We start from the raw sequence: 12,491 nt of genomic DNA, 5'->3' as shown, positions 1-12,491 counted from the left end.
CGGAGGAGTCGCGCGACGAGGTCGCGGGGACGATCCGGACGGAAGATAGCCCGTAATCGCACGAGGATGGAGAGGAGAGTCCAGCATGCGCATCGACGTTCCAGCAGCCCAGGCCCATGATCCCTATGGCTATGCCACCGAGAATCTCGCGCCCGAGATCATGAAGGCCGGTGGGGCCTTCAGCTTCGCGGTCTATCGCCACTCGAAGCTGTCGCTGCGCGAGTTCGAAGGCGCCCGTGCGCGAACCGCCGAGATCAACGGCTGTACCATATGTCAGCAGTTCCGCGCGGCGCGCGATCTGGGCGGTATGTTCTCCGGCACGGGCACGCGCGGCACGGTGGTCGACAATGGCCCTGCCCCCGACGAGGCCTTTTACGCCGCCGTGACCGAATGGCGCACCTCGCCGATCTACAGCGACCGCGAGCGACTGGCGATCGAGTTCGCCGAGCGCTTCGGAATCGAACCGAAGTCGCTCGCCAGCGACGAGGAATTCTGGGCCAAGGCCCGCGCCGCCTTCACCGACGCGGAAATCGCGGATCTTGCCAATTCGGTCGCAGCCTGGGTCGGCCTCGGTCGCGTCGCCCATGTGCTGGGCTTCGACGAGGTTTGCCTGCCGTTCACGGCACAGGCCGAAGCCGCGGAGTAATTACAGGCTTTCGACGAACTCCCGCATCAGCCGGCTGACCTCATCCGCGCGTTCGAGCTGGATGAGGTGGCCGGCCTTGGGCAGCATCTCGATGCGGCGGACGTCGGAATATTGGCGGGGGATGGCGCCCAGCGGGTCATCCCCATGCCAGGCTTCCAGATCGACGTCATTCTCGCTGCCGATGAAGAAGAAGGGCCGATCGATCGGCCGGTGCCGCCATGCGGCGCGCTGCGACCAGCGCAGATCCATCGCCCGGTACCAATTCAGCCCGCCGGTGAAGCCGCTGCGCGCATAGTCGGCGGTGTACCATTCGAGTTCCCATTCGGAGAACCAGGGCCAGGGCAGCGGCGGCGTCTCTGGCAGCGCGTCGATATAGGCCATGCCCGGCGGATTCTTCCACACGTCGAGATAATGGAAATCCCCCGACAGCGCGTAGAGCACCTTGCGCAGAAACTCTCGCGGGGCGGCGTTCAGCGCGGCATCGGCGGGTCCCACCGGCCGGAAATAGTCGATGTGGACGAAATGCTCCTGCGCCCATTCGGCGGCTTCGACGAGCGGCGCCTTGTCGGGGGAGTCGGGATAGGCCGGGTTCTCCAGCGCGATGATGGCCCGCACGCGCTGCGGGTGGAGATAGGCGAGGTCGTAGATCGCGAACACGCCGAAATCGAGCCCGGCGAAGACCGCCTCCTCAAGCCCCAGATGATCGAGCAGCCCCGTCAGGTCGCCGACGATCGCATGCACGTCATAGTGGCTGTGATCCGCCGGCCCCTCGGTCTGCCCCATGCCGCGCATGTCGGGCACGATGACCCGCCAGCCAGCCGCCGCGAGCACGGGAATCTGATGCCGCCAGCTCAGCCAGATATGGGGGAAGCCATGGCAGAGGACGATCGCAGGCCCCTCCCCCTGCTCAACCCAATGCATCGCGATCCCGTTTACGCGGGCATGGTGGTGCGTCCAGTCGGCCACATCATCTCTCCTCGACGAACCGCGCGACGATCTCGGGCGCCGCGTCGATCAGGGCTGCGACCGCCGGCTCTACGGCCAGGTCGGCGCGATACACGATCCAGATATCGGCCGCCGCAGCGGCTGCCGCCTTGCCGGGCAGGCGTTCGAGCCGCTCGTCGGCATCGCCGATCCGGTCCCACAACCATCCGCTGCCCAGCCCCGCCTGCACCGCGTCCTGCAGCGCCGCCAGACTGTCGACCTCGACGCAATTGCCGCCGTCCGCGGCGGCGTTGAGCCGCGCCCAGGGCTGGGGATTGGCGAGCATCATCGAATGGCCCCAGACGATCTGCCGCGCCGACGTCGCACCGCGCCGGGCAAACGGCGCCTGGACGAAGGGCGAAACCCGCTCGCCCGCGAGATCGCGCGGCTTGGTGCGCGCGATCGCGAAGCCGATATCGGCCTGGCGCTGCTGGATCGCAGCGATCGCATCGCGCGCGCCGACGACCTCGAGCGACACCGCAGGATGCCGTTCCAGAAAGGGAGCGAAGGCCGGCAGCAGCAGCGATGCAAGACCGGCGGTCCCGGCGACCCGCACGGGGCCGCCGATCCGTTCGCCCTCGGGCGCGAGATCATGATCGAGTCGGGCCATCGCGCGTTCCATCGCCGCTGCGGCGCGCAGCACCGCGCGGCCCGCTTCGGTCGGGCGATAGCCAGCGGCGGTCTGCTCCCACAGCGAACGGCCGGTGGCCCGCTCCAGCCGGGCGAAACGGCGCCCGACCGTGGTCCGGTCCATGTCGAGCTTGCGCGCAGCCGTGCTATAATCGCCGGCGCGCACCGCCGACTGGAACACCCGGACATCATCCCACTCGATCGCCATGCCGTGCATCTTTGCACAGGCGGAGTGCGGCTTCCAGTCGAACATTGCATGATATTCTGCGGGCAAATGGCTTCCCATGGCCATGTCGACACAGGAGAGTAGATCGATGGCAACCACCGCCGAATATCGCCTCGGCTCGCACACCTTCGCGCGCGGCTGGCACATGATCGCCGACGCGTCGAAGCTCGGCACCGCGCCGATGCCGGTACGCTTCTTCGCCCGCGACATGGTGCTCTATCGCGGCGAGAGCGGCACGCCGCACCTCGTCGACGCCTATTGCCCGCACATGGGCGCGCATCTCGGCAAGAACGAGACCAGCTATATCGTGCTCGACAATGAGCGCATCGAGGGCGAGTCGATCCGCTGCCCCTTCCACGGCTGGCGCTTCGGCCCCGACGGCCGCTGCAACCACATCCCCTATTCTGACCAGAAGCCGCCCGCCGCGGCGCAGATCCAGACCTGGCATGTGGTCGAACGCGCCGGCATCATCTGGATGTGGCACGACGCCGAGGGCAACGCGCCCGACCATGAACTGCCGCCGTTCGACGCGTGGGACAATCCCAACTGGGTCCGCTGGGTGATCGACGATCTGGGCGAACTGCCGCAGCATCCGATCGAGGTCGTCGACAACATGACCGACTTCGCCCATTTCGTGCCGATCCACGGCTCGCGCGACATCGAATATTTCTACAACGAGTTCGACGACCATGTGCAGTGGCAGATGTTCGGCGCCGGCCACCGCACGCTGGTCCAGGAGGGCGAGGGCCTGCTCGAGCTCGACACCTGGTATACCGGCCCGGCGATCCTCCAGTCCTTCATGCGCGGCACCTTCCCCACCCATATGCTGATCGCGCACACCCCGGTCGAGGATGGCAAGATCCAGGTCTGGCACGCACTGATGGTCGACATGGGCCGCGAGGCGACCGAGGCCGATATCCCGATGGCGCGCGCCTATCAGGAGGCGAGCCGCCTCGCCTTCGCGCAGGATTTCGAGATCTGGAGCCACAAGCGCCCCTGCTTCGCCCCGCTGATGGTGCGCGGCGACGGCCCGACCGACAAATGCCGCATCTGGTACCGCCAGTTCTACAATCCGATTTCGCAGGCCCCCGAGTTCCAGAAGCGCGTAAACGGCCGCCACACCGTCGTCGACAAGCGCGACCCGGCCAAGCAGGTCGCCTGATCCGAGCCAGAACGAAAAAGGGCGGTCCGATCGCGCATCGGGCCGCCCTTTTCATTGTCCCGACGATAAAGCCTATTTGAGCAGGAAGCGCTGGACCTTGCCCGAGGCGTTGACGGGCAGTTCGTCGACCCATTCGACCGTGCGCGGGACCTTGTAGTTCGCCATCTGCTCGCGGCACCAGCCGATGAGCGCCTTGTCGTCGCGCACCGCGCCGGGCTTGGGCACGATCACGGCATGGCCGACCTCGCCCATCCGCTCATCGGGACGCCCCACCACGGCGACCCGCGCCACAGCGGGATGTTCGAGCAGCCGCGCCTCGATCTCGGCCGGGTAGCAATTGAAACCGCCACAGATGAACAGGTCCTTGGCGCGGTCGGTGATGCGCAGATAGCCGCGGTCGTCCTGCGTCGCGATGTCGCCGGTCCGCAGCCAGCCATCGGCATCGATCGTCTCGGCGGTCGCCTTCGGGTCGTCGAGATAGCCCTGCATAACATTGAACCCGCGCACGAGCAGTTCGCCCGGCTCTCCCGTCGGGACGTCGCGGTTCTCGGCATCGACGAGCCGCACCTCGACACCGGGGATCGGTCTTCCGCAGCTCGATGCGACCAGTTCGACCGGGTCGCCAGCCTGCGTCGCGCTGACGCAGCCCGAGCTTTCGGTCAGGCCATAAGCGGTCAGCACTTCGGCGATACCCAGCTCGTCGTGCATCCGCCGGATCAGGATCGGCGGCACGCTGGCGGCGCCGGTCACGGCGAGACGCAGGCTGGCGGTATCGCCGGGCTTGCGCCCGGCTTCGTCGAGCAGCGACTGGAAGATGGTCGGCGGCCCCGGCAGGACGGTGATCTTCTCCTGCGCGATGGTCGCGAGCACCCTGGCGGCGGCGAACTGGGCAACCGGGAAGATCGTGGCCCCCTGCTGCAACGACACAACCCAGCCGGCCTTGTAGCCGAACGTATGGAAGAAGGGGTTCACGATCAGATAATGGTCGCCTTCGCGCAGCCCGACCGCATCCGCCCAGCCCTGGAAGGTGCGCAGATTCTGCGAATGGCTGCTGAGTACGCCCTTGGGCCGGCCGGTCGTGCCCGAGGTGAACAGGATGTCGGCAATGTCGTCGGGACCGACCGCCGCAATTGCAGCCGACACGGCATCGTCATCGGCACCCGACACAGCGCCGAGCCAGCTATCGAAATCACTGTCGATAAATACCGTCTCTTCGAGCGCGGGCAGATCGCGCCCGGCGAGCATTCCGGCATAATCGAAGCCCAGGAAGTCGCGCACGGTGAAGAGCCAGCGCACCTTGCCGCGGCCCAATATATCCTCGGCCTCGGCGCCCTTGAAGCGCGTGTTCAGCGGAATGAGCTGCAGCCCGATCTGCGTCGCCCCCGCCGCCACGATCGCCCAGGCCCCGCTGTTCGGCGCCCAGATGGCGATGCGATCGCCCTTGCGGCCACCACGCGCGAGCAGGGCCTGCGACACGCGACGCGACGCCTCCCGGAAGGCGGCAAAGCTCAGCCTACGCCCATCCTCCTCCTTCAGATAGGGGCGGTCGGGCCAGCGGCCTGCGGCCGCGTCGAGAAGTCCGCCCATCGTCAGCAAGTCGGGAAGCATATACCTCGCCCTTTATCGATTTGCTTTGCGCATTAGAGAGGAATCACCCCGCCATCAATGCATTATGCGTACCGATATTCATTCCACATCGACCCATTTCCCCAATCGCGCCGAGCGCCGCGCCGCATCGAGCACCTTCTGGTTGACCAGGGCATCGTCGAAGCTGCCCGCCTGCTCGCGATCGGTCACGGGCTCGCCGGAGATCCGCCGCCGCATCTCACCGAATAGCCGTGCATAGGGGATCACGTCGAAGCCCATCGTATGCCAGCGATCCTGCTCGGTCTGGATCAGCTCGGCCACAGGGAACGGTTCGGGCGGCGGCAGAGCCAGATCGGCCGGCATGTCGATCCGCCGCGAGCCATCGGCGTCGGACACCCACACCTCTTCCGGATCGCCGAAGGCGGCACCCGACTGGATCCAGGCACCGCCCGCAGTGCCGACGACCTTGGTCGCCATCACCAGCGGACCGGGTGCGGCCATCGCCGCCATCAGCGTCCCGCGCGCGCCGCCCTCGCATTCGAACTCGAGGACATAGCTGTCGTCCGCCGTCATGGTGGGCCGACCGGGTGCGAGCGTCTGCAGCGTGCAGGACAGGCGCCGGATCGGGCCGAGCATGTTCACCACCTGGTCGATCATGTGCGTCCCGAAGGCGCCGAGAAAACCGCCCCCCTGCCCCGCATCCTCCCACCAGTCGCTGAGCTTCTCGCCGGGATCCTGCAGGCCGGGCTGGTGATAGATTCGCAGGAACTGGCGCGGCTCGCCGATCGCCCCGTCCTGCACCACGCGCCGCAGCAGCGCCTGCGCCGCGTCGAACCGAAACTCTGCGCCGAGCATGTGGACGACACCCGCCTTCTCCGCCGCATCGCGCATCTCGCGGGCCTGGGCCGCATCGCGCGCAAAAGGTTTCTCGCAGACCACATGCCGGCCGGCGGCGACCGCATCCATCACCACCTGGTAATGGGCGTGCGGCGGGGTCGCGACGGTGACCAGCACCGTTCGGGGATCGGCGAGCGCTTCGGCCAGGCTATCGGTTGCAAGCGGAATGCCCAGCGGGGCCGCCCGCTCCGCCGTGCGCGCACGGTTGCGGCCGACGATCGCGCGCACCTCGAACCCCGCCTCGCGCAGCGCGCGGACATGGGTGAACAGGCCGAAGCCCGTCCCGACGACGACGGCACCATATGCATCAGCCATGTCAGGCTCCTTCCAGGATCAGTCTTGCACTGTCGGCGCAGAGCCGGGCGATGTCTTCGACGGGTCTGGTTGCCAGCGTCGCCGAGAAGACCTCGACCGAGCAGGGTGCGGTCGTGCCGGTTGCGCGCAATGCCGCGACGAAGCCGTGGAGGTCGAGACCACCGTCGCCCGGCAGCAGGCGCCCCTGGATCATCTCGCTGTCGAGATCGTCCGAGGCGGCGGCAGGTGCGTCGCAGATCTGCACGCTCTTGATCGCACCCGCCGGCAGCGCCGCCAGCAGGTCGAGGCTCGATCCGCTGCGGAACTGGTGCCAGCTGTCGACCAGCAGGCCGCCATTGTCTCGTCCGGCGAGCCTGACGAGGTCCCAGGCGGTCGCAAGATCGGGAATGGTGCCGGTCGGCACATATTCCAGCGCAACATGCAGCCCAGCCGGCGCGGCGCGGTCGCAGATCGCAGCAAAAGCCTCGACGCCCTCATCGACGCTCCAGGCCACGCCCTGCAATTCGCCGACGCTGACGCCGCGCGCGCCGACGGCCTCGGCGAGGTCGATCAATCGTTCGGGCGTAGAGCGCTGCAGCAAGGCCTCGAGCCAGCCGGGATTGGCCTTGGTCGGCGCGCCCGGAAGCCAGTTGCCGACGATCTCCACCTCATGGATGAACAGCCCGGCATCGGCGACCCGGTCGCGGACCTCGCCGGGCGACACGCCCTGCTGTTCCAGCAGCTCAAGGTCGGCCGCGAAGATCGATATGCCGGCGAAGCCCACATCGCGCGCGGGGGCGAGCCGCTCGAGAAAGGGCACCGCCTGCACCGTGCCCGCCGCCAGCAGCAACTGGTCGAGGCTCATCCGGCCACCGTGAAGCCGCCGTCGATCGGCAGCACCTGCCCCGTGATCCAGGACGCCGCCGAGCTGGTGAGGAACAGCACCGCGCCCGCAATGTCGACCGGCTCGCCCAGACGGCCGAGCGGCGTGCGACTCAAGGTCGGCGCGGTCCATTCGGGCGCATCGAAGGTCCCCGCCGTCATGCGGCTGCGGGTGAGGCCCGCCGCGACCGCATTCACCCTTATGCGCTGGCTCGCCCATTCGGTCGCAAGCACGCGGGTAAGCCCGACGAGCCCCGTCTTGGCCGAACCATAGCCGGGGATCATCCCGATCCCGAAATAGGAGGTCATCGAGGCGATGCCGATGATCGAGGACCCGCCCGGCTGCTCTCCGCGCGCCAGCGCCGCGCGGCAGCCATGCGCCATGCGGAAGGCCGAGGTCAGGTGCATCGCGATCGACCTCTCGAAAATCGCGGGATCCCATTCGTCAAGGCCGAGCGAACCCAGCGCGAGCCCCGCATTGTTGACCAGGATATCGAGCCGGTCGAAACTCGACGCGACGGCGTCGATCTGCGCGCCGTCCTCGACGTCGAGTTGTCGATAGTCGAAGCGCGACAGATCCTCGTCATAGTCGCCGGGCCCGCCGCGCGTGCCGGTGATGACCACCTCGGCCCCGGCATCGGCATAGGCAGCGGCTATCGCCGCGCCGATGCCGCTCGTGCCTCCCGTGACGAGCACTCTCGCGCCGCCATAATCGAAGCGCAGGTCGCTCCAGCTCATCATCCTCTCCCCTCGATTGTCCGTCGTTCAGTCGGTGATCTCGCCGCTCAGGATCGGTGGCGTTGCGTCGAGCAGCGCGCGTCCCTCCGCGCGCAGCCGCTCCAGCGGCACCCGCCACAGCGACACCGGCGGCGGCTCGCCCTGCGTCTTGATCAGGCGCAGGCTCATCCCGCCATGCGCATGGCCATAAGGATCGATCCTGTTGCCGCCGATGCCGGCATCGCCCGACGCGATGACGATCAGCACCGACCCATCGGGCTCATAGGTGGCGCGGTATTTCTGGATATGGCCGCCGCCATCCTCATAATTGTCGAGATTTTCCTGCCAGATGTTGCACAGCTGGAAGATCCAGTAGTCGCAGGGCGTCGGCGTGAAGCGCAGCACCAGCGCCTCGTCAGCTCCGCATTCCCAGGTGCCGAATCCATGGTGCCGATCGGGCACGCCGCCATTCGACAGATAGACCGCCCGGCTGAAGCGAATGCGGTTCGGGCGCTTGCCGAGATTGTCCTGCCACCAGCGCCGCACCAGTTCGGCATAGCCGAGCACCACCTGCCCCGACTTGGCGAGCGCATCGGCCATGTCGGCCGGTGCGATCGGGCGCGGCGCGGCGCCGTCGGCGCGCTGGATCGTCATGCGCGGCGCGATCGTCTCCTCGCGCAGATGATAGACGGTGCGGACCAGCAGGCCGACGCAGCCATCGGTGATCGGCAACCAGGGACGCCCGTCGGCGGGACGCTCGCGCCCGACGAACACTTCGAAATCGCCATTGGCATCGAAAGGGATCGTATCGCTCTGGAGAAAGCCGGTCGTGGTCAGTGTCGCGGGATCGAAGGTCTTGAGGCCACCGACGCCCTGCGGCGCCCAGTCCTGCTCGCCCGGATGGGTCGGCTGCGGCGCCGTCCAACTCGCCATCACGAAATAGGGGATGGTCCCGCGATTGCCCCGGATCACATAATCATGGCGGCCGTCGACGAACTCGGCGAGCAGATGGTCCTGGTCGGGCGACTGGAAGTTGATCGCTTGCCGCCAGGGCGCGTCGCGCAGGCGAGGCCGCTCGGGCTCGCAATTCTCGACGAAGCGCTCGAAGCCGTTGCGCATGAGCCGCGTGACGAAGCGATACCATTCGGCCCGGTCGAGATCGTCGACCTCGGCGCCGAAGCGATCGACCGTCCGGGCCGCCAGCTTCACCGTCTCGAGATAATCCTCGAAGGCGCGTCCGGTCAGCAAGCGTTGCGCGGCGGTCATGATTTCTCTCCGAGCACGGCTTCGCGGCGCACCGGGAAGCGATCATAATAGAAAGCGAAACGCTCCCTCAGCGCCCCCACGTCGACCCCGAAATCCCCGATCAGATCATAGACCACCCGGCCATGTTTGTTGCGCGGGTTGGCGGCGAGGAAATGGTCGATCCGCGCCTCGGCGTCGGGCGTCATCTCCAGGTCGGCCAAGGCATAGACCCGGCGCACGGTCGCCTTCTGATCAGCCATATACTCGTGGAAGAGGATGTCGATCGACTGCCCCTCGGGTATCGCATCACGGTCGCGGACGCAGCGGCGCAGCAGCACCTCGATGCGGTCGATCCACCAAGCCGCGAGGCCGGGCAGGTCCTGCCGCGTCCGCCGCGTCCGGTCGCCATAGGCGATCATGGTGATTGCCGACTGGAGCACCGCAACGGGATCGCGGTGCGTGACCGGTACGATCGCCTTCGGATGCACGGCGATCAGAGCGGGCAGATTTTCCATGTGCGGCGGCGACTTGACGACCCAGCGATTGGGCCCCTTGAGCCAGGTCAGTGCCTGCATCACCCGCTTCGCATAGGCATAATGCGGGGTCTGGTCGGTCGCCAGATAATGGTCGCGCCAGGCGGTCGGGCGGCTCAGCCATTCGGGCAGATAGGAGGAAAAATCCGGCCCCTGCAGTTCGATGTCCTCGTGGACATGGTCGGGCGCCATTTCGTGCATCGCCGGCATCAGCGGCAGCATCGTCTCGAACGCGCCCCACATCTGCGCGGTGCGGACGTGCCGCGGGTCCGGATCGCCGATGTCGTCGGGACCGGGAATCGGCTCCATCGTTTCCCACAGCGGTGTTGAGCGCAGCCGGGGATCGGCGGCGAGGATGTTGACCAGATGGGTCGTCCCCGATCGCGGCAGACCCGCCACCATGATCGGCCGGTCGATCTCGACCTGCTCGATCTCGGGATGGCGGCGGATCAGATCCTCGATGCGCAGCCGGGCCGAGGCATAGCGTACGCATTCGCCGAACAGGGTCGCGCGGCCGAGCGTCGTGAGATCCTTATCCTCGTCATAGCTGCGCAGCCACAGCGCCAGCCGCGCGCGAAAGTCCCCGGCGCCGAAATCGGACAGGCCGGTCGCGGCGCGCGCTGCGGACAGCACCTCTTCGACATCCATCCGTACCGGCGGGCAGGCGTCGATCGCCTGCTGCTGGAGGGGGGTGAGGCGGGGCTGGGCGAGGTCGTCGATGCGGATGTCGTCACGCATCGCACGCCACCATGACCTTGGCTGACATCTCGGCGTCGCGCGCGACCGCGAGCGCCTCGTCGAACCGACTGAGCGGAATGCGGTGGCTGATGAAGGCATCGGCATCGAAGCCGGGCTCGGAGATCGCCGCGATCACCTCCGGAAATTCATCCGGATAGGCCATCGAGGTGATGAAGCTCATCTCCTTGCCCAGCGCTATCTTCCAGTCGATCGCGATCGGCTGGTGGTGGACGGCGACCATCACCGCGCGGGCATGAAAAGGCGCCATGCCCACGATCGAGGGTAGCACCGCAGGCGCTCCCGAGGATTCGAACCACAGGCTGGTGCCGACCGTCGGCCACCCGAACAGGTCGGCGCGCCCGTGGAGATCGCCCAGCGCGGCGGCAACGTCCTCGCTGCCGGCGTCGATGACATGGTCCGCCCCCAGCCGTCGTGCGCGCTCGAGCCGCTGGCGCGACCGGTCGATCGCGACGACCGAGGCCACGCCGGTGCGCTTAAGGAAGAAGACGATGCCCAGACCTATCGGACCTACGCCGAACACCGCGACCTTGTCCTGCCGGGTCGCGCCCGCGCGATGGACGGCGTGGAGCGCGACACCGAGGGGTTCGGCGAGCGCGGCTGCGTCCCAGTCGACATGATCGGGGATGGGATGGATGGCCCCGCCCAGCGTGGCGTTCGAAACGCGCAGCAACGGAGCGAAAGCGCCTTCGGGCAGCCCGGCGCCGATCCCGTTGCCATCGCCCATCGGGTTGACGACGACGCGCTGCCCCGGCGCGATGCCGACCACGTCGGCGCCAACAGCCTCGACGACGCCGGACAGTTCGTGACCGATCCCGAAGGGCGCCTCGGCCGGGGCCGCGACGCCGCCGACCTTGATATAGCCGAGGTCGGAGCCACACAGGCCACACCGCCGGACGCGGACGATCACGTCGCGAGGCCCGGGCTGCGGCTCCTCGATATCGTCGACGCGAACATCGTTCACGCCGTGGATGCGCACCGCCCTCATCTCGCCTCTCCTCTTTTCGTTTTGCGTTTCAGATTATCGACTCTGATACGCATTTAATCGACAATACAGAGTATATTGTCAATTATCGGCGACGAAGGCCGCGACCTGCTCGGCGAGCACAGCCTCATAGTCCCGGACATCGGCCAGTTCGGCGAACAGCGTGACCTCGGCGCTGATCCGGTCGAGCATCATGAAGAAGATGTCGGCCCTCGCCCGCTGGCGCCGCGCTACGGCATCCTCCCCCACGGCCCGCCCGAACGCCGGCACCGCCGGCGCAAGGCGCTCGATCATCCGCTGGCGATCGTCTCGCAACCGCTGGTGAAACGCCTGATCGGTGGCGGCGAGGCCGTGGATCAGGACCGAAATCTGCCCTTCCTCGCGATAATATCCGATCGCCTCATGCGCCCACCACTGTGCCGACAGCCGACCGGTCGCGACATCCGCCAGCAGGAGAAAATGCGGCATGGTCCGCTCGAGGGTGGCCTCGTAGATGCACAAAGCGACGTCGCGCCGGGACTTGAAATGGCGGTAGAAGGTCGCACGGCTGACGCCCGATGCCGCGAGAATGTCCTCGACCGGAATCTCGTCGAAGGGCCGCGAACGCAGCAGGCCGCGCATGGCCTCGACCACGTCCTGCCGGCTGGCAACCACCTGGTCGCGCTGCCGGCCCGACCGCATGCCGGGTTTGGGGCCTCGCTTCCGAGCCGAAATTTCGCCCTTTTCGAGCAGCGTGGCCATCACCCTCTCCCGACCCGGCCCGCACCCTCGACCGATCACTTTCGCAGGGTCCGAAACCGCTTACCAATACTAAGGCGAGAGCGATGGGCACCGCAAGCGACATAGCTTCGCTTTTCCGCGTGCTACGGACGATATGCCCTTTCGCTAACAATGTGCGTACCAAATTCGATTTTTCAAAACGTAAAGTGCTTGAAACCATGCGGACG

The 12,491-nt window shown here is 67.1% G+C and carries 12 protein-coding genes; 2 read left to right on the top strand and 10 right to left on the bottom strand.

Going from position 1 to position 12,491, the window contains the following annotated elements; genetic code table 11:
* Positions 1-85: 85 nt before the first annotated feature.
* A complete protein-coding gene (locus G6P88_RS15910; RefSeq protein ID WP_165324045.1) occupies positions 86-646 on the top strand; it encodes a carboxymuconolactone decarboxylase family protein in 561 nt (186 codons plus the stop codon).
* Here the strand turns inward: G6P88_RS15910 and G6P88_RS15905 are convergent, their stop codons facing one another.
* A complete protein-coding gene (locus G6P88_RS15905; protein WP_165324044.1) occupies positions 647-1,612 on the bottom strand; it encodes an alpha/beta fold hydrolase in 966 nt (321 codons plus the stop codon).
* Between the two features lies 1 nt (position 1,613).
* Positions 1,614-2,513: a LysR family transcriptional regulator gene (locus G6P88_RS15900; RefSeq protein WP_206335791.1), complete on the bottom strand. Its 900-nt coding sequence runs from the start codon at positions 2,511-2,513 to the stop codon at positions 1,614-1,616.
* A gap of 61 nt (positions 2,514-2,574) precedes the next feature.
* On the opposite strand from G6P88_RS15900, the gene G6P88_RS15895 reads away from it, so the two are divergent.
* The gene (locus G6P88_RS15895) at positions 2,575-3,648 is read left to right on the top strand and encodes a 3-ketosteroid-9-alpha-monooxygenase, oxygenase component (RefSeq protein ID WP_165324042.1); all 1,074 of its coding nucleotides are present in this window, start codon (positions 2,575-2,577) and stop codon (positions 3,646-3,648) included.
* 72 nt (positions 3,649-3,720) lie between these two features.
* Here the strand turns inward: G6P88_RS15895 and G6P88_RS15890 are convergent, their stop codons facing one another.
* The 8 genes from G6P88_RS15890 to G6P88_RS15855 form a co-directional block, all read right to left on the bottom strand.
* A complete protein-coding gene (locus G6P88_RS15890) occupies positions 3,721-5,256 on the bottom strand; it encodes a FadD3 family acyl-CoA ligase (protein WP_226946606.1) in 1,536 nt (511 codons plus the stop codon).
* A gap of 78 nt (positions 5,257-5,334) precedes the next feature.
* Positions 5,335-6,447, bottom strand: coding sequence for a Gfo/Idh/MocA family protein (locus G6P88_RS15885; RefSeq protein ID WP_165324041.1), 1,113 nt, complete (start codon positions 6,445-6,447; stop codon positions 5,335-5,337).
* A 1-nt stretch (position 6,448) separates the two neighbouring features.
* Complete coding sequence (locus G6P88_RS15880; RefSeq protein ID WP_165324040.1) at positions 6,449-7,291, bottom strand: sugar phosphate isomerase/epimerase family protein; 843 nt, start codon at positions 7,289-7,291, stop codon at positions 6,449-6,451.
* A complete protein-coding gene (locus G6P88_RS15875; protein ID WP_226946605.1) occupies positions 7,288-8,049 on the bottom strand; it encodes an SDR family oxidoreductase in 762 nt (253 codons plus the stop codon). Before G6P88_RS15875 ends, G6P88_RS15880 begins: the two co-directional genes overlap by 4 nt.
* Positions 8,050-8,073: 24 nt before the next feature.
* Positions 8,074-9,291 carry a hypothetical protein gene (locus G6P88_RS15870; protein ID WP_165324039.1) on the bottom strand — a complete coding sequence of 406 codons (1,218 nt, stop codon included), beginning with the start codon at positions 9,289-9,291 and terminating at the stop codon, positions 8,074-8,076.
* The gene (locus tag G6P88_RS15865; RefSeq protein ID WP_165324038.1) at positions 9,288-10,541 is read right to left on the bottom strand and encodes a sulfotransferase family protein; all 1,254 of its coding nucleotides are present in this window, start codon (positions 10,539-10,541) and stop codon (positions 9,288-9,290) included. Before G6P88_RS15865 ends, G6P88_RS15870 begins: the two co-directional genes overlap by 4 nt.
* Positions 10,534-11,547: a zinc-dependent alcohol dehydrogenase gene (locus tag G6P88_RS15860; protein ID WP_165324037.1), complete on the bottom strand. Its 1,014-nt coding sequence runs from the start codon at positions 11,545-11,547 to the stop codon at positions 10,534-10,536. The genes G6P88_RS15865 and G6P88_RS15860 overlap by 8 nt, the downstream gene beginning before the upstream one ends.
* Positions 11,548-11,625: 78 nt before the next feature.
* Positions 11,626-12,285, bottom strand: coding sequence for a TetR/AcrR family transcriptional regulator (locus G6P88_RS15855; protein ID WP_226946604.1), 660 nt, complete (start codon positions 12,283-12,285; stop codon positions 11,626-11,628).
* Positions 12,286-12,491 lie beyond the last annotated feature (206 nt).

It is taken from the genome of Rhizorhabdus phycosphaerae (assembly GCF_011044255.1).
Classification (GTDB): domain Bacteria; phylum Pseudomonadota; class Alphaproteobacteria; order Sphingomonadales; family Sphingomonadaceae; genus Rhizorhabdus; species Rhizorhabdus phycosphaerae.
The sequence above is the reverse complement of the archived record's forward strand: the minus strand, read 5'-3'. Positions and strand labels throughout refer to the sequence as shown.

What these genes read in the sequence shown, in the direction of transcription:
- G6P88_RS15910 (WP_165324045.1), top strand. Translation starts at nt 86, where the DNA reads ATGCGCATCGACGTTCCAGCAGCCCAGGCCCATGATCCCTATGGCTAT.
- G6P88_RS15885 (WP_165324041.1), bottom strand. Translation starts at nt 6,447, where the DNA reads ATGGCTGATGCATATGGTGCCGTCGTCGTCGGGACGGGCTTCGGCCTG.
- G6P88_RS15865 (WP_165324038.1), bottom strand. Translation starts at nt 10,541, where the DNA reads ATGCGTGACGACATCCGCATCGACGACCTCGCCCAGCCCCGCCTCACC.
- G6P88_RS15880 (WP_165324040.1), bottom strand. Translation starts at nt 7,291, where the DNA reads ATGAGCCTCGACCAGTTGCTGCTGGCGGCGGGCACGGTGCAGGCGGTG.
- G6P88_RS15900 (WP_206335791.1), bottom strand. Translation starts at nt 2,513, where the DNA reads ATGTTCGACTGGAAGCCGCACTCCGCCTGTGCAAAGATGCACGGCATG.
- G6P88_RS15860 (WP_165324037.1), bottom strand. Translation starts at nt 11,547, where the DNA reads ATGAGGGCGGTGCGCATCCACGGCGTGAACGATGTTCGCGTCGACGAT.
- G6P88_RS15875 (WP_226946605.1), bottom strand. Translation starts at nt 8,049, where the DNA reads ATGATGAGCTGGAGCGACCTGCGCTTCGATTATGGCGGCGCGAGAGTG.
- G6P88_RS15870 (WP_165324039.1), bottom strand. Translation starts at nt 9,291, where the DNA reads ATGACCGCCGCGCAACGCTTGCTGACCGGACGCGCCTTCGAGGATTAT.
- G6P88_RS15895 (WP_165324042.1), top strand. Translation starts at nt 2,575, where the DNA reads ATGGCAACCACCGCCGAATATCGCCTCGGCTCGCACACCTTCGCGCGC.
- G6P88_RS15890 (WP_226946606.1), bottom strand. Translation starts at nt 5,256, where the DNA reads ATGCTTCCCGACTTGCTGACGATGGGCGGACTTCTCGACGCGGCCGCA.
- G6P88_RS15855 (WP_226946604.1), bottom strand. Translation starts at nt 12,285, where the DNA reads ATGGCCACGCTGCTCGAAAAGGGCGAAATTTCGGCTCGGAAGCGAGGC.